The following is a 21,633-nucleotide window of genomic DNA, read 5'->3' on the forward strand; positions in this document are numbered from 1 at the left end:
CCCTAGCCCTAGCCGCCAAGCCCCCTAAGCCCCCTCCGGCGCCCCCAACTTCTCCAAAATCCGATGCATCCCGCTCTCCCAATTAGCCTTCAGCGCCGCCACCGCCCCCGGCAGATCCGCGCCCACCAAGCACTCCGCGATCTTCTCGTGCTCCGCCGCCGAGCGCTCCAGTACCTGCCGGTCGCCGACGACCACCCGTTCGTAGCGGTGCATCGTCAGCTTCAGCGTGGTGATCAGGTCCATCAGCCGGTCGTTGCGGCAGCCGGACAGGAGTCGGTCGTGCCACTCGTCGTCGTAGCGTTCGATGACGCTCAGCTCGGCCTGTGGGGCGGAGAAGGCGTGCGCCTCCTCCAGCAGCTCCGGTGCGATGCGTTTGAGGTGCTCCGGTGGTGACAGCTCCAGGGCCAGGGATTCCAGGGTGGCGACGATGGTCGTCAGGTCGCGGAACTCCTGGGGGCTCATCGGGGCGAAGCGGAAGCCTTTGCCCCGTTCGCTGATGATGATGCCCTCGCGCTCCAGGCCGATCAGTGCCTCGCGGAGCGGGGTGCGGCTGACGCCGAGGTCGGCGGCCAGGTGCACCTCGTTGATCGGCTGGTCCGGGTTGAACTCGCCCCGGCCCAGGCGTTCGAGGAGCACGTCCTTGATCTGCTCGCGGAGCGGTCGCCGCTCGATCGCCATCCCGATGTCACCCTTCTCACACTGCTCGTCACGCACATTGTTCCGCACCCCGGCTGCGAAAACTCACGCCGTCCCGGCTCCGTCTACGGGAATCACCGCGCCGCTCAAGAATGCCGCCGCGTCCGAGGCCAAGAAGGCGACGGTCTGGGCGATGTCCCGTGGCTGTCCGATCCGGCCCAGCGGCCGGTCGGCGGCGTCCGCGTAGAAGGAGTCGACCGTCTCGCCCAGTTGCCGCGCCTCGTCGGCGAGCATGCCGGTCGCCGTGTCGCCCGGGCACACGCAGTTCACCCGGATGTTCTGCGGCCCGTGGTCGATCGCCATGGCCCGCGTCATGTTCACCACGGCCCCCTTCGACGCGCAGTACGAGATCGCGCTCGCCCCGCCCTTGATCCCCCACCCCGACCCGGTGTTGACGATGCTCCCGCCACCGGCCGCCGCCATCAACGGCACCACGCGCCGGCTCATCAGCAGGATCGACTTCACGTTGACCGCCATCACCAGGTCCCAGTCGTCCTCGGCGATGTCCAGCACGGTCGAGCGCCGGATGATCCCGGCGTTGTTGAACAGCACGTCGACACCCCCGTGCGCGGCGACGGCGGCCGCCACCACCGCGTCACAGTCCGCCGCCCGCGACACGTCGCAGCGCACGAACACGCCGCCGACCTCCTTCGCGACCTCCTCCCCACGCTCGGCGTCGAGGTCCGCGATCACCACACCGGCGCCGAGCTCGGCCAGCACCGCGGCGGTCGCCCGCCCGATCCCGGACGCGCCGCCGGTCACGATCGCGCTCTTTCCGCTCAGGTCGATCATCAGGACTGCCTTTCGTTCAAGGGATGGTTCGGATGGTTCAGAGGATGGCTCGGGGAGTGGTTCAGGGGATAAAGGATCGTACGTCGCCACCCGGTGCCGACCCGCACATACCGCGGAAACGCCCGGTCCAGCGCGTCGTCACCGGTGTCGACCAGCAGCGGACGCCCGCCGAGCGCCACCACCTTCGCCTCGGTCGCCACCACGTGCAGCCGCTCCAACCCCACCGCGCGCAGCACCTCGGGCGAGAGCTGCTGGTTGCCCCGGCCGAGCAGGAAGCCCTGGCCGCCGATGGGGGTGAGGGCGATGTGCGCCGGGGTCTCGGCGACGAGTTTGAGGAGCTGGTCGGCGGTGACGTCGGCGGCCAGCAGCTTCGTGTCCTGGAGCACGTTCACGCCGAGGACCGGGACGTCGGCGCCCCAGACCGCGGCGACGGCGCGCGTGGTCGTGCCGGGACCGAGGATGAGCAGTTCGCCCGGCGCGACGAGCGAGCCGAGCTCGGCGGCGATGCCCGAGACCGCATCAGGCGTGACGCCCGAGCTGCCCGTCTTGCGCTGCTGGACGCGCGCCGGAACGTCGGGCACCCGGAGGTGGCCGAACAGCCGCGGCGAACCGTCCACGCGATCGACGACTTCCGCATCGCGCAGGCGCGAGTAGTCGGCGGCGACCTCACCGGCCGCGCGCGGGTTCACCGCGAAGACGGCCGAGTGCATCTTCACGCCGGTCGGGATGCCGAGGACCGGGAGCGCGTCGCCGACGGCTTCGAGGACGTCGCGCGCCGTGCCGTCACCGCCGGCGAAGAGGAGGAGGTCGACCTGCGGAGCCAAGGAGCGGGCGGCCGCGATGGTGTCGGCGGCGGAGGTCGGATCGGCGGCGGCGAAGACCACCTCGGGCACGATCCCCGCCGCGCGCGCCGCCGCCTCGCCCATCGCCCCGGCCACGGTCAGCACCGAGACATCGGGACGCCGCGCACGCAGCTCGGCCAGCGCGACTGACGCACGCTCCGCGGCCTGAGGCACGGCGCCGAGAGCGAAGGCCCGCTCCTGGACCTCCGCGCCATCGCTGCCCTTGAGACCGACCCGGCCGCCGACACCGGCGACCGGGTTCACCACAAGCCCGACGGTGAAACTCACGCGAGCTTCCGCCGATAGGCCCGCCAGGTAACCGCCCAAGTCCCCGGATCCTCCAGCGAGGCATCCCGCATCGAGTGGATCGGCCCGTTGTGCGGCGCCGTCCGCACCGTCTCAGGCTCCTCATAAGCCTCGCGCGCGACCTCGGCCAGGATCCTCGCGTACTCGTCCAGGTCCGCCTGCGAATACGACTCCGTCGGCTCCAGCGTCATCGGCTCCGGCACCAGGTACGGGTGGTGGCTGGTCCAGTAGTGTGTCCCGAAGTCGGCCACGCGGTAGCCGATCTGCTCGGAGTGGATCCCGGTGTCCGCGTTCAGCTTCTCCCAGCTGTAGCGCGCCTGCTCCACGCGCCGCCGGCCGCGCGCGTAGGGCAGCGACACGCCCTTGATCTCCAGCACCTTCGAGATCAGGTAGTTGTTGTTCAGCACCGAGGTCTCGGCCACGTCCCGCAGCCCCTGCGCGCCGAGCGCCATAATCCAGGCATAGGCGCGCACGAGGTTCGACACCACGCCGTAGAACGGCCGGATCTTGCCGATCGACTCCGGCCGGTCGTCGTCCACGTAGTACCGCGAGCCGTCGAACTCGATCGTCGGCCGGGGCAGGAACGGCTCCAGCGCCGACGTCACCGCCGAGGCCCCGGCGGCCGGCCCGCCGCACATGTGCGGCGTCGAGAACGTCTTGTGCAGGTTGAAGTGGCACAGGTCGAACCCGGCGTCGCGGGCCCGCGTGATCCCCAGGATCCCGTTCGCGTTGGCCTGGTCGTAGCAGCACAGCCCGCCGACCTCGTGCACCAGCCGCACGAACTCCTCGATGCGCGGGTTGAAGATGCCCGTGTCCTCGGGGTTCGTGATCAGCAGCGCGGCCGTCCGGGGCCCGACCGCCGCCCGCAGTGCCTCGATGTCCGGATACCCGTCCGCGTCCGGCATCAGGGTGATGACACGGTATCCGGCGGTCTTCGGCGCGGCGGCGTTCGTGGGGTGCGAGAACTGCGTCGTGATGATCTCATCGCGCAGCTCGCCCTCGCCGCGCGAGGCGTGGTAGGCGCGGATCATCGACACGTTCGCATAGATCGCCGACGATCCCGACGCCGGCTGCAAAGACACCCGGTCCATGCCGGATATCTCCTTCAGCAGCCCCTCCAGCCGGTACAGGATCTCCAGCACCCCCTGCACCGTCCCCTCGTCCTGCAAAGGGTGCAGCGAAGCGATCCGCGGATCCCGCACGAAGGAGTCGTTCACCTTCGGGCTGTACTTCATCGTGCACGTGCCCTGACCCACGTCGACGTTCAGATCGACGCCCAGCGTCTCCTGCGACAGCCGCATGTAGTGCCGCAACACGTGCGGCTGCGACATCTCCGGCAGCCGCGGAGCCTCGGCGCGCGCCAGCCCGGCGGGCAACGCGGGCACCGGCAGGTCGGTGACGGGAACCCCGACCCCGCGTTCCCCCGGGCTCGTCAGCTCGAAGATCAGCGGCTCGTCCCACCGGGCCTGATGAAAGCGACGCAGCCCGGGCTTCGGCGCGATCCGCGCGTCCTCGACCGGAACAGGGGTACGCGGCGACGACGCGCTCACTTGGCAATCTCCTCAAGAACGGCGGCGAGGCGATCGACGTCCTCGCGCGCATGGACCTCGGTCACGCAGAACAGCGCGTCGGTGTCGGACAGCACCTTGCCGCCCTGGATCCCGCGCTCCAGAAGCAGGGTGTTGATCTCCGCGGCCGTCCGCGACCCGGTGAACCGCACCACGAAGTCGGCGAACGACACCGACGAGGCGTTCGGCACGGTGACCGAAGGCACCGCCGCCAACCGCTCCCGCGCGTAGGCGGTGAGCGCGAGGATCGTCTCCCCGATCTCCCGCATCCCGCGCGGTCCCATCAACGCCAGGTAGACACCGGCCATGATCCCGTTGAGGGCGGAGGCGGTCCCGACCCACTCCTTCCCCTCCTCCCGCAGCGCGAAGGAGGTGCGGTCGTAGAACACGTCGCCGAACCCGTATTCGCCCTCGACCACCGTCGGCACCACGCCGAACAGCCGCGACGGGAACTCCCGCACCAGCCGCTCCTCGTCCCGGGTGGCGATGAATCCGGCGTTGCCGCCGCCGAAGCTCATCGGGATCCCCAGCGGCTGGATGTCGCCGCAGACGATGTCGGCGCCGTAGGAAGCCGGTGAGGCGACCGCCCCCAGCGAGATCGGGTTGCAGCCGACCACGAACAGCGCGCCGACCGCGTGCGCCCGCTCGGCCAGCGTCGGCAGCGCGGCGTCCAGCACGCCGTGGTAGTTCGGCGCCTCGATGTAGACCGCGGCCACGTCGGCACCGACGACCAGATCGGCGACCTGCCAGCCGTCGTGCGTCCCGTCCAGCACCTCGACGTCGTGGTCCGGCCGCACGAAGTCGACGATCTTCGACACCTTGTCCGGATCGACCGGCCCGACCACCAGCAGCCGGCGCCGGCCGGTGACCCGGCCGGCCATCCGCAGCGCCGTGCCCGCCGCCTGGAAGCCGTCGTAGGTCGGGACGTTGACCACGTCCAGTTCCAGCAGTTCGCCCATCAGCGACTGGTACTCCCACAACGCCTGGAACCGGCCGTGGTCCTCGTAGGGCTCGCCGGCGTAAGCGGTCAGGAACTCGCTCCGGTTCGCGATCTCCTCGACCACCGCCGGCAGGTGGTGCTGGTAGCAGCCGGCGCCCAGGAAGCTCAGTTCGGCCGGTTTGTTGCGGGACAGGAGCCGGTCCATATGCCGGACCAGTTCGGCTTCCGAGCGCAGCGGGGCCGGCAGATCCAGCGGCCGGTGCAGCCGGATCGCGTCGGGGATGTCGGCGTAGAACTCCTCGACGCTCGCCGCGCCGACCGCCGCCAGCATGCGCTTTCGGATCTCGGGATCGCTGTTCGGGATGTACGGATGGCCCACAGGTGAACCTGCCTCATCGCTCGGGGGTTGTGACGGGATCGGCCAAGGGTCTTGACGAAGGCCCGTCATACAGTGTGCTGTATACAGCATTCAGTATTGCGGCAAGGGAGGGCACGGTGTCAATGTCAATGCGGACAAGTCGGCGTTCGGTGCTGCGAGCGGGCATCGGAGCACTCGCGGTCGCGGTCACCGGCGGCTGCGCCACCGGTGGCGGTGCGAAGAAGCCGGCGAAGAACCTCAACGCCCAGGCCCAGGTGACCGGGTCCATCACGATCTGGTCGTGGGACGTGGCGGCCAAGGCGCTCAAGCGGCTGGCGCCGGCCTTCGAGCAGCAGCACCCCGGGGTCAAGGTGAACGTCGTGGACATCGGCTACGACAACGCCTACGACAAGATCACCATCGGCCTGAAGTCCGGCGCCGGGCTGCCGGACGTGCTCCAGGTCGAGGGCCAGAAGATGCAGAGCTACATCGGCACCTTCCCCAGCGGCTTCTACGACCTCAGCACCCTGGCCGGCCCGTTGAAGAGCCAGTTCAACGCCGCCGCCTGGGCCACCGGGACCGATGAGAACGGCAAGGTCTACGCGCTGCCCTGGGACATCGGCCCCTGCGGCGTCTTCTGCCGGACCGACATCTTCCAGCAGGCCGGCGTCGATCCGGGCTCGATCCAGACCTGGGACGACTACATCGCGGCCGGCGTCCAGATCAAGGCCAGGACCGGTAAGAAGCTGCTGGTGGTCGACCCCACCGGGGACAGCACCTTCCCGATGCTGCTCCAGCAGGAGGGCCAGGGCTACTTCGTCGGCGGCAAGATCGCGGTCAACACCCCGGCCGCCGTCAAGGCGATGACCGTCATGAAGGAGCTGAACGACAAGGGCCTGGTCGACTACGAGAAGGGCTGGGACGCCCTGGTCTCCTCGAACAAGGACGGCAACGTCGCCACCGCGCCGACCGCCGTCTGGTGGTCCGGGACGCTGACCGACGAGATGCCCGAGCTGAAGGGCAAGTTCAGCGTGATCCCTTTGCCCGCCTTCACTCCCGGCGGTGTTCGTACCTCTAACAACGGCGGCTCGCTCTTGAACATCTCCTCGCAGAGCAAGAACTCGGCGACGGCCTGGGCCTTCATCCAGTTCGTGCTGGCGAACTCGGACAACCAGGTGTCGATGCTGAAGAACGAGGGCATCTTCCCGGCCTTCGTCCCGGCTCTCTCCGACCCCTACATCACCGGCCCGCAGGACTACTACGGCGGCCAGACCACCTTCAAGACCTTCGCCGACCTGGCCAAGGACATCGCGCCGGTGGAGTACACCGGCGACTACTCCAAGGCCAGCGACCTGGTCACCACCGCCACCAGCGCGGTGATGCAGGGCGGCAAGGATCCGAAGTCGACGCTGGACTCCACCGCACAGCAGATCGCCTCCGCGACCAACCGGCAGATCGCCCAGTAGCGCCATGGCCACCGCCACTACCGCTCCGCACCGAGGATCGGCCAGGTTCGTCAAAGGACGGACCCGGCCCCGGCTCCGGGTCGTCCACTGGGCGTTCGCCGGACCCGCCGCGGCCCTGTTCATCGTCTTCTTCGCCTATCCCCTCGGCGCCAGCCTGTACCAGAGCTTCACCACCGACGACGGCGGCACCCAGACCTGGGCGGGCCTGGCGCAGTACCGGCGCATGCTGCACGACCCGGTGTTCTGGAAGTCGCTGTACAACACCGGGCTGCTGCTGATCTTCCAGGTCCCGCTGATGATCGGGATCGCGCTGGTCCTGGCCTGCGTGCTGAACCAGTCCTGGCTGCGCTTCAAGGGCACCTGGCGCATCGCGTTCTTCCTGCCCTCGGTGACGATGCTGGTCGCCTACGCGGTGGTGTTCCGGGTGCTGCTCAAGACCGACGGCGGCATGGTCAACCAGGCCCTCGGCTGGTTCGGGGTGAGTCCGGTGGACTGGCTGAACAATCCGGTGTGGGCCCGGGTGTCCCTGATCGGCACCATCACCTGGCGCTGGACCGGCTACAACGCGGTGATCCTGCTGGCCGGGCTGCAGAGCATCCACCGCGAACAGTACGAGGCGGCGGCGATCGACGGCGCCGGCGCCGTCACCACCTTCCGCAAGATCGTGGTACCGCAGCTGCGGCCGGTGATCCTGTTCTGCTCGATCACCTCCACCATCGGCACGCTCCAACTGTTCGACGAGAACTTCGTCCTCACCAAGGGCGGGCCGGACAACGCCACCATGACCCCGGTCCTCTACCTCTACAAGGTCGGCTTCGACCAGATGGACTTCAGCTACGCCTCCGCGATCGCCTGGGCCGTGGTGCTTATCATCGGCGTGCTGTCGGTGATCCAATTCCGGTTCTTCGGCCAGTCCGACAAGGCGGCGAGTACGGCGAGGTCGGAAAGGAGACGGCGATGACGCTGAACCCGCAACACCTGCGGCGCGGACTCGTCCTGCTCGCACTGGCGGTCGGCGCGTTCATCAGTGTCCTGCCGTTCTACTGGATGGTGGTCGCGGCCACCCACAGCAACGACGAGCTCTTCCACTCCCCGCCGCCGTTCATCCCCGGCGGGCACTTCCTGAGCAACATCAAGTCCCTGGAGAGCTCGGTCGGGTTCAGCCGGGTGATGCTGAACAGCCTGGGCATCGCCGTGGTCTACACCCTCATCAGCGGCCTGATCTCGGCGATGGCCGGCTACGGCCTGGCCAAGTACCGGTTCCGGGGCCGCGGGCTGCTGCTGGCCCTGGTGCTCACCACCATGATGGTGCCGTTCCAGGTGCTGCTGGTCCCGCTGTTCCAGATGATGTCTAACCTGGGCTGGGTGAACAGCTACCAGGCGGTGATCGTGCCGTTCCTGGCCAACTCGTTCGGGATCTTCCTGATGCGCCAGGCGTTCCTGGACTTCCCGGACGAGCTGATCGAGTCCGCGCGCATCGACGGCTCCGGTGACATCCGGACCTTCTACCGGATCGTGCTTCCTGTGGTGAAGCCACAACTCGGGGCCCTGGCCATCTTCACCTTCATGAGCCAGTGGAACTCCTTCCTGTGGCCGCTGCTGATGCTCGACTCGCAGGACAAATACACCGCACCGGTCGCGCTCTACACACTGGTCGGCGGAACACATGTGGATTATTCGGGCTTGATCCTTGGAAGTTTCCTGGCGACCCTCCCTCTGATGCTCATCTTCTTTATCTTCCAAAAGCAGTTCGTGTCCGGCCTGTTGGGAGGAGCGGTAAAGGGATGATCACACGTGTCGAAGGACTTTTGTATGGAGCCGACTACAACCCGGAGCAGTGGCCGGAGTCGGTGTGGAAGCAGGACGCCAACCTGATGCGGGACGCCGGCGTCAATATGGTGACGGTCGGCGTGTTCTCCTGGGCGCGGTTGCAGCCCGCCGAGGACGAGTGGGACTTCGCGTGGCTGGACCGGCTGATGGACCTGTTCCACAGCGCCGGGATCGCTGTGGACCTCGCCACGGCCACGGCCTCGCCGCCGGCGTGGTTCGTGCGTCAGTACCCGGAGACGCTGCCGGTCACCGCCGACGGCGTGCGCCTGGAGTTCGGCTCCCGGCAGCACTACTGCCCCTCGTCTCCTATCTATAGGGCGGCCGCGACCCGGCTCGCCCGCGCGATCGCCGAGCGGTACGGCGAGCACCCGGCGCTGGCGCTGTGGCACATCCACAACGAGTACGGCGACCACGTCACCGAGTGCTTCTGCGACGTCTCCGCCGAGGACTTCCGGCGCTGGCTCCGGGAGCGCTACGGCCAGGACATCGAGCAGCTGAACTTCGCTTGGGGCACGGAGTTCTGGTCGCAGCGGTACTCGGACTTCTCGCAGATCGAGCCGCCGCGCAGGGCCCCCGGCCCGGTGAACCCGGGGCAGCTGTTGGACTGGCGCCGGTTCAGCTCCGACGCCCTGCTCGCCTGCTTCCTGACCGAGCGGGCCGTCTTGAAGGAGGTGACGCCGCAGGTCCCGGTCACGACCAACTTCATGTCGATGATGAAGGACCTCGACTACTGGAAGTGGGCCGCGCACGAGGACCTGGTCTCCGACGACGCGTATCCGGACCCCGCGGATCCGTCGGCCCACGTGCTCGCGGCGATGAACTACGACCTGATGCGCTCGCTCGGCGGGGGCCGGCCGTGGCTGCTGATGGAGCAGGCGCCGTCGGCGGTGAGCTGGCGCGCGGTCAACGTGCCCAAGACCCCGGACCAGAAGCGGCTGTGGTCGTTGCAGACGGTGGCGCGCGGCGCGGACGGAGTCATGCACTTCCAGTGGCGGGCCTCGCGGGCCGGCGCTGAGAAGTTCCACAGCGCACTGCTCCCCCACGGCGGGACCGGTTCACGGGGATGGCGGGACACGGTCCGGCTCGGCGAGGACCTGGGCAAGCTGGCCGAGGTCGCCGGGAGCCGGATCGAGAGCGCGGTCGCCATCGTCCTGGACTGGAACTCGTGGTGGGCGCTGGAGGCGGAGGACCACCCCTCGGCGCGGGTGCGGCTCAAGGAGCAGATCCTGAGCTGGTACTCGGTGCTGCACCGGTGGAACCACGCCGTGGACTTCGTCCCGCCGGACGCCGACCTGGCCGGCTACAAGGTGGTGCTGGTCCCGAACCTGTACGCGGTGAGCACGCAGGACGCTGCCCGGCTGACCGACTACGTGTACGGCGGAGGGTACCTGGCAGTCGGGTTCTTCAGCGGGATCGTCGACGAGCTCGACCACATCCATCAGGGTACTGACGCCGCGGGGGGCGGCTACCCGGGACCGCTGAAGGAGGTGCTGGGGGTCGCCGTGGACGAATGGTGGCCGATCCCGGACGGGGAGACGGTCGGGGTCTCGTTCACGGCCGACGAGGAGACGGCGAAGGCCGCGCGCAAGCCGGACAACGAGCTACCGCCCAAGCCGGCGGCCCGGCGGTGGAGCGAGTGGCTGGGCACGACCACGGCCCGGACCGTCGCGCAGTACGCCGAGGGGCCGCTCAAGGGGCGTCCGGCGGTCACCTGCAACGAGTTCGGGGCCGGCCGGGCCTGGTACGTGAGCTGCGATCTGGGCTCGGACGTGGAGAAGGTCCTCGGGGAGGCTGTGCGCCCGGCGGTGGTCTGGCCGTCGCTGGCCTCGACGCTCGCGTGGTCCGGGGTGGAGGTCGTCTGCCGGGGTTCGGAGTCCCACCTGTACTACTTCCTGCTCAATCACGGCGACACCTCGGTCGATCTGGGCTCCTCCGTGCCGTTCGGCGCGGTGAACCTGCTGACCGGGAGTCGTCCCACCCATGTGGCCGCGAAGACTGTCGTGGTCCTGAAGGTCGAAAGGTGATCATGTCCCATCCGTTGCGGGCCCTCGCCGCGCTGGCGCTCGGCGTGGGTCTGGTGTTGCCGGGGGCGGCGGCGCAGGCCGCGCCGCAGTCGCCGGCGCACCATCCGTCCGCGTCCTTCGCCGATGTGCTGGATCTGCAAGGCGTGCCGAGTGTGGCGCTGCCCGGCGATCCGGCGACCGACGTCAACCCGATCGGCGTGTTCGCCGACCAGGGGGCCTGGCACGCCTATGCGCTTCCGAAGGTCGGGGACACCGCTTCGTACGGCGCCTTCACCGGGCCCTTGTACATCGCGCAGGAGTATCCGTGGTGGCTGAGCAAGGGAATCAGCCATCTGACCTTGTCGGAGAACGGCAAGCCGATCGACCTGGCTTCGGCGACGTCCCCGGTGTTCACTTCGCTGCCGGGGATGTTGCAGCAGAGCTTTGATGTGGACGGGCTGCATGTGGTGATGCAGCTGCGGTACGCGAGCAACCGGACCTCGTTGGTGCAGGCGTTCGTCTCCAACACCACCGGGCGGCACCGGAGCGTCTCGGCCGGCTGGACCGGTTCGCTGCTGCGTCCCGACACCGAGCCGGAGAAGAGCGCACCGTCGCTGCACGCGACGTCGACCGGGATCTCGGTGGGCTTCGCGAAGGTGCGGCAGACCTGGGACTACCTGACCGACGGGACCGAGAAGTTCCAGGTCACGCACGCCGAGCCGGTGACGACGTCGGTGAGCGGCGATGCGTACACCACCTCGCTGAAGGCGCCGCTGCGCCTGAGCCCGCACGGGCAGCAGGCGCTGACCTGGACCGAGTCCTACACCTTCACCGGTGCCGACTACGCGGCCGAGCAGCCGGTGATCGCGAAGACGCTGCACGCGCCCTCCTCGGTCGTCGCGGCTGACGAGCGGCGCTGGCGCGGGTACGTGGCGGCGGCGGTGCGCGGCGTTCCGGCCTCGCAGCAGGCCTCGGCGGTGAAGTCGGTGGAGACGCTGACGACGAACTGGCGCAGCGCGGCCGGGTCGGTGCTGCACGACGGGGTGACGCCGTCCATCTCCAACAAGTGGTTCAGCGGGTTCTGGGCCTGGGACACGTGGAAGCAGGCGGTCGGGACGGCGGTGTTCGACCCGTCGCTGGCCGAATCACAGATCCAATCGATGTTCGACTACCAGGTGACCGCGGCCAACCCCCAGGGACGGCCGCAGGACGCGGGCATGATCCCGGACTGCATCTTCTACAACGATCCGGCACAAGGCGGCGGCAACTGGAACGAGCGCAACTCCAAGCCGCCGCTGGCCGCCTGGGCGGTGTGGTCGGTGTTCCAGCGCAACGGGGACGTCGACTTCCTGCGGGAGATGTATCCGAAGCTGGTGGCGTACCACGACTGGTGGTACCGCAACCGCGACCACAACAACGACGGGCTGGCCGAGTACGGCGCGACGGTGGACCCGCAGAACGTCACGGCCGAGGACAAGCGTCAGGCCGCGGCGTGGGAGAGCGGCATGGACGACGCGCCCCGCTTCGACGCCACCCTCGGCGCCGGCGTGGTGGACAACACGGACAGCGCCGGGAAGGTGGTCGGCTACTCGCTGACGCAGGAGTCGGTGGACCTGAACTCCTACCTGGCGGCCGAGGACGGCGTCCTGGCCCAGATGGCGTCGCTGCTCGGGCACCACACCGACGCGGCGCACTACCGCTCGGAGCAGGCCTCAGTGGCCAAGGCCGTGCAGCAGAAGATGTACGACCCGGCCACCGGCTGGTTCTACGACGCCTCCCTCACCACCGGCCAACCGCTGACCGCACGCGGCCGGGGCATCGAGGGCGCCATCCCGCTGTGGGCCGGCATCGCCACCCCGTCGCAGGCGGCAGCGGTCCAGCAGAAGCTGATGTCGCCCACCGAGTTCGACACGCAGCTCCCCTTCCCCACGGTCGCGGCCAGCTCGCCGTACTACGACCCGAAGGGCTACTGGCGCGGCGCGGTCTGGATGGACCAGGCCTACTTCGCTCTCGAAGGCCTGCGCCGCTACGGCTACACCGCCGACGCGACGGCCCTGACGAACAAGCTGCGCGCCAATGCCGAAGGCCTGACGGGCAACGGCCCGCTGGCGGAGAACTACGACTCGGCGACCGGCGGCGCGATGAACTCGCGCGGGTTCAGCTGGTCCGCTTCGCTGTTGTTGGAGCTGGATCACCAGCACTGAGTCGCGGTATTAAAGAAGGCCGCTGAGTGAGCCGCGGGTCCCGGTTGGCAGCCGGGGCCCGCGGCTCGGGGTTTTCGGGCGGGCCTACTATGCCGCCGCTCCTCGTCCACGGTGCCCTCACCTTCCTTGTCACGAGCTGGTCGCGCCCGTCCCTCCGGCGGCCCAGCGGAATACCGCCCCGGCCTCGGCCGTTTGTACCCTGTGGGGTATCCGAACGAGACCCCCGTGGAGCAGCGAGGAGGCAACGGCTGTGGCCGTCGTGGAACTTACCAAGGACACCTTCGCCGAGACCGTCGCGGGCGAGGGCATCACGCTTGTCGACTTCTGGGCCGAGTGGTGTGGCCCCTGTCGGGCGTTCGCGCCGGTGTACCAGAAGGCCGCCGGCGAGCACGAGGACATCGTGTTCGGGAAGGTCGACACCGAGGCCGAGCAGGAGCTGGCGGCGGCTTTCGACATCCGGTCGATTCCCACGCTGATGATCGTGCGGGACGGCGTCACGCTGTACCAGCACCCGGGTGCGCTGCCGGAGTCGGCGCTGCAGGACCTGATCTCGCAGGCCCGTGCGCTGGACATGGACGAGGTGCGCAAGGCGCTGGCCGAGCGCGCCGAGGCTGAGGGCGTCGCCGAGTCGCCGGCCCAGACCGCCGCGAACGCCGCCGTCTGATGGCCCGGGCCGAGGACCGCGAGCTGTGGGAGAAGCGCTACGGCGAGGCCCAGTCCGTGTGGGGATGGGCGCCGAACCGCTTCGTGGCCGAGGTCCTCGGTCCGCTGCCGGCCGGCCGGGCGTTGGACCTGGCCGCCGGCGAGGGACGCAACGCTCTGTGGCTCGCCGACCTCGGTTGGCGGGCCACAGCCGTTGATTTCGCCGAGAACGCGCTGGCCCGGGGCCGCGAGCAGGCCGAGGAGCACGGCCTGGACGTGCGCTGGATCCACGCCGACGTCCTCGACCACCAGCCCGAGGAACGCGCCTACGACGCGGTCGTCATCGCCTACCTCCACCTGCCCGCCGAAGACCTGGACACGGTCCTGCGCAACGCCGCGAAGGCCCTGGCGCCCGGCGGCACCCTGGTCGTCGTCGGGCATGACGTCACCAACATCGCCGACGGCGTGGGCGGGCCGCAGAACCCTGACATCCTCTACACCCCGGGCCTCGTCACCGAGACCTTGAAGCAAGTCAAGAGCCTGACAGTAGCCCGTGCCGAACGCGTCCACCGCCAGACCGACCGCGCGCCGCAGCCGGCGATCGACACCCTGGTCGTGGCGCGGGCCGGTTGAGGTTTATCGGCTGGACCCGCGCCCGGACCCCGGCCGCCGGGGCGGACCGGGCGAGGCACGGCGAGGCGGCGGGCCGACTCCGGCTGAGTTGGCCAAGGGTGCTGGTCCGGCAGACGCGGGACATTCGCAGTGTGCTGTATCACTCGCCACGCGCTGCCGGTTAACCGCTGACCACGGACTCAAACGCGGGCCGGGTCAGCGGGTCGCGGATCCGCTGAACCAACAGCCCCAGGCTCAACCAACAGCGCCGCTCAACTCACAGCGCCGCTCAACCAACAGCGCCGCTCAACTCACAGCCCCACAGCGCCGCTCAACCAACAGGCCCCGCTCAGTCAGCCGCCCCGGGCCGCAGCTCGTAGATCGGGTTGTACACAGCCCGCTGTCCGCCGACCGTCGTGATCCGCCCGCGCACCACGATCCGCCGCCCCGGGGCGATCCCCGGGATCTCCCGCCGCCCGAGCCAGCTCACGGTCACCGACCCGGTGCCGTCCCACAAGTCCGCCTCCAGCACCGGCACCCCGGCCCGCGGCCGCAGCCGCACGGTCCGCAGCGTCCCGGACACCACGACCCGCTCCCGGTCCGGACAATCCGCGATCGGCGTGGCGCCACAAGGCGAAACCTCTTCAGTCAACTCCCTGGCTTCCAACTCAGTGTTCTCCAATGTCAGCGTCTGCAGCCGGGTGGTGCGCTGCTTGGGCACCTTCGGCTTCGGCGCCGGCTTCACCATCGCGGCGCCGTGGTACGCGGCCTGGGCCTTCGCCGCCGCGATCCGCGCGGAGGCCGACTCCAGCTGATAGGGCACCGCCGCGACCACGACCCGCCGCTGGAACAGCAGCCGGCTCTTCAGCCGCAGCGCGGACTGGTTGTGCAGCACCTGCTCCCACCAGTGGCCGAGCACGTACTGCGGGATGTAGACGGTCACCACGTCGTCCGGGTTCTCGGTGCGTACCCGTTTGACGTACTCGATGATCGGCCGGGTGATCTCGCGATAGGGCGAGGCGATGACCGTGAGCGGTACCGGGATCGCGCGCCGCTCCCATTCGGCTTTCAGGACCGCCACTTCGGCGTCGTCCAGGTTCACCGTCACGGCTTCCAGGCTGCTGGGCCGGGTGGCGCTGGCGTAGCCGAGCGCCCGCAGGGTCGGCATGTGCAGCTTGGACACCAGCACCACCGCGTGGTTGTTGGCCGGCAGGCTGAACGCGCCGTCCTCCGGCGGCTCCAGTTCCCGCGCCACGGCCGCGTAGTGCCGGTTGATGGCCCGCATCACCAGCCAGATGCACGGCATCGCCAGCACGACGATCCACGCGCCCTTGGCGAACTTGGTGACCAGCACGATCACCAGCACCGCGGCCGTCACGCCGGCGCCGACGGCGTTGATCACCCGCGAGCGCATCATGCGGCGGCGTTCGGCGGCGTCGGCGGTGTCCCGCAGCAATCGGTTCCAGTGCCGGATCATGCCGGTCTGCGAACAGACGAAGGACACGAACACCCCGACGATGTACAGCTGGATCAGCCGGGTCGGCGAGGCGTTGAACGCCACCACCAGCAAGGTGGCGAACCCGGCCAGCACGATGATGCCGTTGGAGAAGGCCAGCCGGTCGCCGCGGGTGTGCAGCTGCCGGGGCAGGTAGCCGTCCTTGGCCAGGATCGAGCCGAGCACCGGGAAGCCGTTGAAGGCGGTGTTCGCGGCCAGCACCAGGATCAGGGCCGTGACGAACTGCAGGATGAAGAAGAACGGCGAGGACCCGCCGAACACCGAGCGCGCCACCTGGGCGATGACCGTGCGCGGCTGCTGCCCGGCCGGCAGCCCGGACAGGTTCGCGGCGTCGGCGGCGTGCACGTGGCCGGCCAGGGCCAGCGCGGTGACCCCGGCGAACATCGCCACCGCGATCCCGCCGAGCAGCGCCAGCGTGGTGGCGGCGTTCTTGCTCTTGGGCGGCTTGAAGGCCGGGACCCCGTTGCTGATCGCCTCGACGCCGGTGAGCGCGGTGCAGCCGGAGGCGAACGCCCGCAGCAACAGGAAGATCAGCAGCACCCCGTTGTAGTGGGTGGTGTTGATGATCTTGTAGTGCTCGCTCTCGGCGTGCAGGCCGTGGCCGAACGCGATCCGGACCAGCCCGGTCACGATCATCACGCCGACCGCGCCGACGAAGCAGTAGGTCGGCACCGCGAACGCCGTGCCGGACTCGCGGACCCCGCGCAGGTTCAGCAGGGTGATGACCACGATGACGACCACCGCGATCAGCACGACGTGCGAGTTCAGCGCCGGGATGGCCGAGGCCAGGTTGGCCACGCCGGAGGAGACCGACACCGCGACGGTGAGGATGTAGTCGACCATCAAGGCGCTGGCGACCGTCAGCCCGACCTTCGGGCCGAGATTGGTGGTCGCGACCTCGTAGTCGCCGCCGCCGGACGGATAGGCGTGGACGTTCTGCCGATACGAGGCGACGACCACCAGCATCAGCAGCCCGACCGCCAACGCGATCCACCACGTGAAGTGCAGCAGCGCCAAGCCGCCGGCCGACAGCACCAGCAGGATCTCCTCGGTGGCGTAGGCCACCGAGGACAGGGCGTCGGACGCGAAGACCGGCAGCGCGATCTTCTTCGGGAGCAAGGTCTCGCCGAGCAATTCGCTGTGCATCGGCCGGCCGACCACGACCCGTTTGGCAATCCCCAGAGCACTAGGCACGACCGCGATGCTAGAGGCGGGCCGCCCCGAGCGCACTAGATCTCAGTGGAATATTACTCATGGATTGCTCACGGATCCCGTGATGGTCACCTGGAAACACTCACGAACCACTCATGCCCCGCACGTCAGGCCTGGCGCGGCTGGAAGCGGTACCCCATCCCCGGTTCGGTGAGCAGCTGGCGCGGATTCGAGGGCTCCGGCTCCAGCTTCTGGCGCAGCCGGGCGAGGTAGAAGCGGAGGTAGCTGCCCTCCGGCTCGTGCTCCGTCCCCCACACGTGGGCCAACAGCTGCTTGCTGGAGACCAGGCGGCCGGGATGGCGCAGCAGGATCTCCAGGACCGCCCACTCGGTACGGGTCAACCGCACGGCTTCCGACACGTCCTGCGGTGCCCCGGGCGCACGCTTCACAGTGCGGGCCGCGAGATCGACGACGTAGTTGCCGACCGCGATCTGTGGCCCGGTCGCGTTCTCCGGCTCCGAGCGCCGGATCAGGGATCTGACTCGGGCGGCGAGCTCGTCGGTGGAGAACGGCTTGGTGACGAAGTCGTCGGCGCCGGCGTCCAGCGCCTCCACCTTGTCCCAGGGCTCGGTACGGCCGGACAACACCAGGATCGGCACCGTGGACCAGGCGCGCAGGCCGTTGATGATCTGGACGCCGTCCACGTCCGGCAGCCCGAGGTCCAGCACCACCAGGTCCGGGAGTCTGCGGCTGGCGGCGGCCAGGGCCTCGGCCCCGTCGGCGGCGACCGTCACGTCATAGCCGCGGGCCGACAGGTTGATGCGCAACGCCAGCAGCAGCTGGGCCTCGTCGTCGACGATCAGCAGGCTCTTCACCGGGCCGCCCCCTTCACCGTCCCGGCCCTGGACCGGGCCGGGATCGCCACCACCATCGTCAGCCCGCCGCCGGGGGTGTCCTCCGGCCACAGCTCGCCGCCCATCGCCTCGGTGAGGCCGCGGGCCAGCGCCAGGCCCAGGCCGACGCCGGCGGTGTTGTCGCGGTCCCCGAGGCGCTGGAAGGGCCGGAACACCCGGTCCCGGTCGGCAGCCGGGATGCCGGGGCCGTGGTCGATCACACGGATCTCCACTCTTGCGCCTCTTTCACCGGCAGTGTTCCCGCCGGCCGATTCGGTCGGGTCCGCGCTCAGGCCAGTACTCAAGCCCCCAGTCAAGCCCGTGCTCAGGACCGCGGTCACCTCGATCCCCGAGGTCGTGTGCTTGGCGGCGTTGCCGACCAGGTTGGCCAGCACCCGCTCCAGCAGCGCGCCGTCGGCCAGGGCCGGCGGCACGGCGGCGGGGATCGGGGCCACGGTGATGCGGCCCTCGGCCGCCGGGACGTCGTCCACCGCCCGCGGGATCACCTCGCCCGCCGCGACCGGCTCCAGCCGCGGCTGGAGCGCGCCGGTCTGCAGCCGCGACATGTCCAGCAGGTCCTCCACGAGCCGCGAGAGGCGGCCGAGCGAGGAGTCCGCGGCGCCGAGCAGATCGCCGCGGTCGGTCTCGGACAACTCGAAGCGGGGATCACGCAGGGTGTCGACGGAGGCCCGGGCCGCGGCCAGCGGAGCCCGCAGATCGTGGGACACCGCGGTGAGCAGCGCGGTGCGCATGCGGTCCACGGCCTCCAACTGCTGGGCCTCCGCGGCGGCCTGCGTGGCCCGCAGAAACTGCTTGCCGGAGTACTCGACCACCGAGGCCACCGTGACCGCGACGATCACGAACGCGGACAACGTGATCACGTCGCTGGCCACCGCGATCCGGAAGGCGTGCACCGGGGAGATGAAGTAGTAGTCCAGCAGCACCGTGGTCCACACCGCGGCCACCAGCGCCGGCACCATCCCGCACAGCAGCGAGACGGCCACCAGCGCCACCAGGTAGATGAGCACCTGGTTGCTCAGCCCCAGCTGCTCGGTGTAGGCCGTCAGGAAGACCGTGAGCAGCGGCGGGACGATGAGCGCGGCGGCCAGCCCGCGCCACCGCCGTCCGAACTCCGGCATCGGTTCTCCCACACTCCCAGCTCGCCGCACGTCTTCCCGGGGCTGAAAATCGCCGGGTTCTGGTAGTGCAGCATATTGCGCGCCTAAGATTGGCGCGATCATGTGCTCCGGTCGGAGGCGATCGAGGACTGGCGTCCGGAAAGCGGATATCCCAGCCGCTGAGACTGGGATATCCGGTACTTGCCGCTCTCGGCGCTCTCGGCGCTCAGCCGGTGAACGAATCCCACTTCTTGCTGAAGTACCACGCGGACTGCGAGATGCCCGAGCAGGTGTCGCTGCCGCCGGTCCCGGGGCAGCCGCCGTTGTCCCGCTCCGAGGCCCACATCGAGATCTCGTTGACGCCCTTGGCCTTGGCCCAGCTCAGCACGGTCGCGGCGTCGGCCTCGGTGAAGGTCTCGGCCTTGCCGTAGTCGTCGATGCCGGGCATCTCGGTGACCCCGACCATCGCCCACAGCTGCGCGCTGGTCTTGGTCGGGTAGAGCGACTTCAGGTAGCCCTCCAGACCGGCGCCGGCGGTCTCGGTGGCCTGCGCCATCTCGTGCGAGCCGCCGGTGTAGTAGTCGAAGGTCATGATGTTGACCACATCGACCCGGGTGCCGTTGGACTTGGCGTTGCTGATCACGCTCTTGCCGCCGGAGTCCAGGCCGTCGGTGTTGGTCGGAAGGGTGTAGGAGACCTGGAGCGACCGGCCGGCCGCCGAGGCCCAGGCCTCGACCTGCTTGAGCGCCTTGTTGCGGCGGTCGATGCCGGCCGTGTTGGTCAGCGAGTTCTGCTCGATGTCGAAGTCGACGCGGTGCAGGTCGTACTTGGTGATGACGTTCTCGATGGCCGAGGCGATCGAGGTGACGTTGGTACAACTGTCGGCGATCTCGGTGTTGGTGGTGTCCGCGGTGTAGCCGCCGAAGGAGGGGATGACGTCGCCGCCGGCCGCGCGGATCGTGGCGATCGGCGAGGCGAAGGTGGAGCCGATCGCCTGGCTCGTCGAGCCGTTCCAGTACACGCTGCACGAGCCGGACTTGTTGGTCTGGATGAACGCCATGGAGAGGTACTTCGCGCCCGAGTTCTGCGCCACTGTCGCCGGGTTGTCCGAGGAATAGGCCTCGAAGTAGGGCGCGAAGATGTGGGTTGGGAGGGCAGCGTGCGGGGCGCTCGCGGGCGCGGCCTGCGCGGCGGGGGCGACCATGGCGAGGCCCACGCCGAGCGCAGTGGTGCCGGCGGCCGCGGTTGCCACGGCTACGAGGCGCTTGCGGCGGTCCGCGCGACTGGGGCGGGCTTCGGCGGGGCGTGGTGCGGAGGCTTGGCTCATGGGGATGAGATCTCCTTGTGTGGATCCTCGCGGAGAAACGTTAGGAAACCTTACTAACGCACGCTCCGCGACAGTAGAACCCGGCACCGGCCGCGTCAATACCCGCCGATACCCGGCGATGCCCCGCGAACGACCAGACCGCGCATACGCCGTACTCTGCGTGCATGAACATCCCCGCAGCGCGCCCGACCACCGGTGTCACAGCCGCCACGCTCCGGGAGATGAACATCCGCACCGTGTGGTCGGTGATCGAGGGCGGGCACCCGATCTCCCGCGCCGAGATCGCGCGGCTGACCGGGATCTCCAAGCCGACGGTGTCGGTACTGCTGGAGGAACTCCTGGCCACCGGCCTGGTGACACAGTCCCCCGACTCAGCCCGCGACCCCTCGCACGGCGCGGTGTTCTTCGGCCCCAAACCGGACGGCGTGCACGCCCTGGCCCTGGACCTGGGCGCGCACCGGCTGCGCGGCGTGCTGGCCGGGCCGGGCGCGGCGATCGCGGCCCGCCGGGATGTGGACGTGCAGGGCATGGACGCCCCACTCATGGTCGCGGCCGCCGCCGAACTAGCGCGGGAACTGGTCGCCGCGGCCGGAATCAACGCGGCGACGGTACGGCACGCGGTGGCAGGCGTCCCGGGGGTCGTGGACCGGCACACCGGCCGCGTCTGGCAGGCATTGAACATCCCGGCGCTGAACGGCTTCGCGATCGCCACGGAGCTCGAGGCAGCAGTCGGCGTGCCGTTCACCGTGGAGAACGACATCGACCTAGCGGCGCTCGGCGAGAACACGCACGGCACCGGCGCCGCAGCGGAAAGCTTCGCCTTCTTGTCGGTGGGCACAGGGGTCGGCGCGGGATTGGTACTGCACGGACACCTGCACCGCGGCCACTCCGGCGCCGCAGGCGAACTGGACAGCGCCTTCGACGCCGAAGGCTTCGCCGCCAACGACCCGTGCGCCGCCTCGATCGTGGAGTTCGCCGAACCATTCGCCCCGCAACTGCTCGGCGACTCCCCCAGCCGCAGAACACCAGGCGCCGCCACCACACTGACCACCGAGCTGATCTTCGACCGCGCCCGAGCCGGCCACCCCCGAGCCATCGACATCGTCGAGGAGGTGGCACGCCGCATCACCGCCTACATCGGCGTACTGGCCGCAGTCGCCGACGTGGAACTGGTCATCCTCGGCGGCGGCATCGGCCTGAACGGCGACCTACTGCTGGAGCGCGTCGCACTGCGGTTACAGAAGCGGCTGCCCTATCCGCCACGCCTGGAGGTGTCAGCACTCGGCGACAGTGCGGTGCTGACCGGCGCGGCTGCGGTGGCTGCTTCGGTGGCGGTGGAGGAGGTGATTGGGGGGCGGTGATTGGGGG

The 21,633-nt window shown here is 69.4% G+C and carries 16 protein-coding genes and 1 pseudogene; 8 read left to right on the top strand and 9 right to left on the bottom strand.

Translation table 11 applies throughout. The features are described from left to right. Positions 1 to 24 precede the first annotated feature (24 nt). The 5 genes from KGQ19_RS37025 to gcvPA are packed head-to-tail and all read right to left on the bottom strand — an operon-like array spanning position 25 to position 5,523. Entirely contained in the window at positions 25 to 714 is a 690-nt protein-coding gene (locus tag KGQ19_RS37025) for a GntR family transcriptional regulator (RefSeq protein ID WP_307856621.1), read from the bottom strand. 27 nt (positions 715 to 741) lie between these two features. Continuing rightward, positions 742 to 1,488 carry an SDR family NAD(P)-dependent oxidoreductase gene (locus KGQ19_RS37030; protein WP_212018082.1) on the bottom strand — a complete coding sequence of 249 codons (747 nt, stop codon included), beginning with the start codon at positions 1,486 to 1,488 and terminating at the stop codon, positions 742 to 744. Further along, on the bottom strand, positions 1,488 to 2,618 hold the full coding sequence (locus tag KGQ19_RS37035) for an ATP-NAD kinase family protein (protein WP_212018084.1): 1,131 nt from the start codon (positions 2,616 to 2,618) through the stop codon (positions 1,488 to 1,490). Before KGQ19_RS37035 ends, KGQ19_RS37030 begins: the two co-directional genes overlap by 1 nt. Beyond that, complete coding sequence (gcvPB, locus tag KGQ19_RS37040; protein WP_212018086.1) at positions 2,615 to 4,186, bottom strand: aminomethyl-transferring glycine dehydrogenase subunit GcvPB; 1,572 nt, start codon at positions 4,184 to 4,186, stop codon at positions 2,615 to 2,617. Before gcvPB ends, KGQ19_RS37035 begins: the two co-directional genes overlap by 4 nt. Beyond that, positions 4,183 to 5,523, bottom strand: a complete 1,341-nt coding sequence (gcvPA, locus tag KGQ19_RS37045; RefSeq protein ID WP_212018088.1) for an aminomethyl-transferring glycine dehydrogenase subunit GcvPA — start codon at positions 5,521 to 5,523, stop codon at positions 4,183 to 4,185. The genes gcvPB and gcvPA overlap by 4 nt, the downstream gene beginning before the upstream one ends. 122 nt (positions 5,524 to 5,645) lie before the next feature. On the opposite strand from gcvPA, the gene KGQ19_RS37050 reads away from it, so the two are divergent. The 7 genes from KGQ19_RS37050 to KGQ19_RS37080 all read left to right on the top strand — a co-directional run bounded on the left by KGQ19_RS37050 (position 5,646) and on the right by KGQ19_RS37080 (position 14,280). Next, positions 5,646 to 6,968 (top strand): ABC transporter substrate-binding protein, encoded by a 1,323-nt coding sequence (locus KGQ19_RS37050; protein ID WP_212018112.1) that lies wholly within the window; start codon positions 5,646 to 5,648, stop codon positions 6,966 to 6,968. Between the two features lie 4 nt (positions 6,969 to 6,972). After that, a complete protein-coding gene (locus KGQ19_RS37055; RefSeq protein WP_230420016.1) occupies positions 6,973 to 7,929 on the top strand; it encodes a carbohydrate ABC transporter permease in 957 nt (318 codons plus the stop codon). Then, entirely contained in the window at positions 7,926 to 8,756 is an 831-nt protein-coding gene (locus tag KGQ19_RS37060) for a carbohydrate ABC transporter permease (protein WP_212018090.1), read from the top strand. Before KGQ19_RS37055 ends, KGQ19_RS37060 begins: the two co-directional genes overlap by 4 nt. Continuing rightward, on the top strand, positions 8,753 to 10,822 hold the full coding sequence (locus tag KGQ19_RS37065) for a beta-galactosidase (protein ID WP_212018092.1): 2,070 nt from the start codon (positions 8,753 to 8,755) through the stop codon (positions 10,820 to 10,822). Before KGQ19_RS37060 ends, KGQ19_RS37065 begins: the two co-directional genes overlap by 4 nt. Positions 10,823 to 10,824: 2 nt before the next feature. Further along, complete coding sequence (locus KGQ19_RS37070; protein WP_212018094.1) at positions 10,825 to 13,005, top strand: MGH1-like glycoside hydrolase domain-containing protein; 2,181 nt, start codon at positions 10,825 to 10,827, stop codon at positions 13,003 to 13,005. Between the two features lie 250 nt (positions 13,006 to 13,255). Beyond that, a complete protein-coding gene (gene trxA, locus KGQ19_RS37075; RefSeq protein ID WP_212018095.1) occupies positions 13,256 to 13,669 on the top strand; it encodes a thioredoxin in 414 nt (137 codons plus the stop codon). Further along, a complete protein-coding gene (locus KGQ19_RS37080) occupies positions 13,669 to 14,280 on the top strand; it encodes a class I SAM-dependent methyltransferase (protein ID WP_212018098.1) in 612 nt (203 codons plus the stop codon). The genes trxA and KGQ19_RS37080 overlap by 1 nt, the downstream gene beginning before the upstream one ends. 328 nt (positions 14,281 to 14,608) lie before the next feature. On the opposite strand, the gene KGQ19_RS37085 is transcribed toward KGQ19_RS37080, so the two are convergent. From KGQ19_RS37085 to KGQ19_RS37100, 4 genes and pseudogenes are all read right to left on the bottom strand, one after another. Then, positions 14,609 to 16,969: an amino acid permease gene (locus tag KGQ19_RS37085; RefSeq protein WP_212018100.1), complete on the bottom strand. Its 2,361-nt coding sequence runs from the start codon at positions 16,967 to 16,969 to the stop codon at positions 14,609 to 14,611. A gap of 125 nt (positions 16,970 to 17,094) precedes the next feature. Then, entirely contained in the window at positions 17,095 to 17,802 is a 708-nt protein-coding gene (locus tag KGQ19_RS37090) for a response regulator (RefSeq protein ID WP_212018102.1), read from the bottom strand. Further along, on the bottom strand, positions 17,799 to 18,959 hold the full coding sequence (locus tag KGQ19_RS37095) for a sensor histidine kinase (protein ID WP_212018104.1): 1,161 nt from the start codon (positions 18,957 to 18,959) through the stop codon (positions 17,799 to 17,801). Before KGQ19_RS37095 ends, KGQ19_RS37090 begins: the two co-directional genes overlap by 4 nt. A 208-nt stretch (positions 18,960 to 19,167) precedes the next feature. Further along, positions 19,168 to 20,142: pseudogene (locus KGQ19_RS37100) on the bottom strand (chitinase); the annotation flags it as partial. A 287-nt stretch (positions 20,143 to 20,429) separates the two neighbouring features. On the opposite strand from KGQ19_RS37100, the gene KGQ19_RS37105 reads away from it, so the two are divergent. After that, a complete protein-coding gene (locus KGQ19_RS37105; protein ID WP_212018108.1) occupies positions 20,430 to 21,626 on the top strand; it encodes an ROK family transcriptional regulator in 1,197 nt (398 codons plus the stop codon). The last annotated feature ends 7 nt before the right edge of the window (positions 21,627 to 21,633 follow it).

Source organism: Catenulispora pinistramenti (genome assembly GCF_018274385.1).
Taxonomy (GTDB): Bacteria; Actinomycetota; Actinomycetes; order Streptomycetales; family Catenulisporaceae; genus Catenulispora; species Catenulispora pinistramenti.

Excerpts from the sequence above, each read along its gene's own strand:
- KGQ19_RS37030 (WP_212018082.1), bottom strand. The coding sequence starts at position 1,488 with ATGATCGACCTGAGCGGAAAGAGCGCGATCGTGACCGGCGGCGCGTCC.
- KGQ19_RS37050 (WP_212018112.1), top strand. The coding sequence starts at position 5,646 with ATGTCAATGCGGACAAGTCGGCGTTCGGTGCTGCGAGCGGGCATCGGA.
- KGQ19_RS37055 (WP_230420016.1), top strand. The coding sequence starts at position 6,973 with ATGGCCACCGCCACTACCGCTCCGCACCGAGGATCGGCCAGGTTCGTC.
- KGQ19_RS37060 (WP_212018090.1), top strand. The coding sequence starts at position 7,926 with ATGACGCTGAACCCGCAACACCTGCGGCGCGGACTCGTCCTGCTCGCA.
- KGQ19_RS37065 (WP_212018092.1), top strand. The coding sequence starts at position 8,753 with ATGATCACACGTGTCGAAGGACTTTTGTATGGAGCCGACTACAACCCG.
- KGQ19_RS37070 (WP_212018094.1), top strand. The coding sequence starts at position 10,825 with ATGTCCCATCCGTTGCGGGCCCTCGCCGCGCTGGCGCTCGGCGTGGGT.
- KGQ19_RS37080 (WP_212018098.1), top strand. The coding sequence starts at position 13,669 with ATGGCCCGGGCCGAGGACCGCGAGCTGTGGGAGAAGCGCTACGGCGAG.
- KGQ19_RS37095 (WP_212018104.1), bottom strand. The coding sequence starts at position 18,959 with ATGCCGGAGTTCGGACGGCGGTGGCGCGGGCTGGCCGCCGCGCTCATC.
- KGQ19_RS37105 (WP_212018108.1), top strand. The coding sequence starts at position 20,430 with ATGAACATCCCCGCAGCGCGCCCGACCACCGGTGTCACAGCCGCCACG.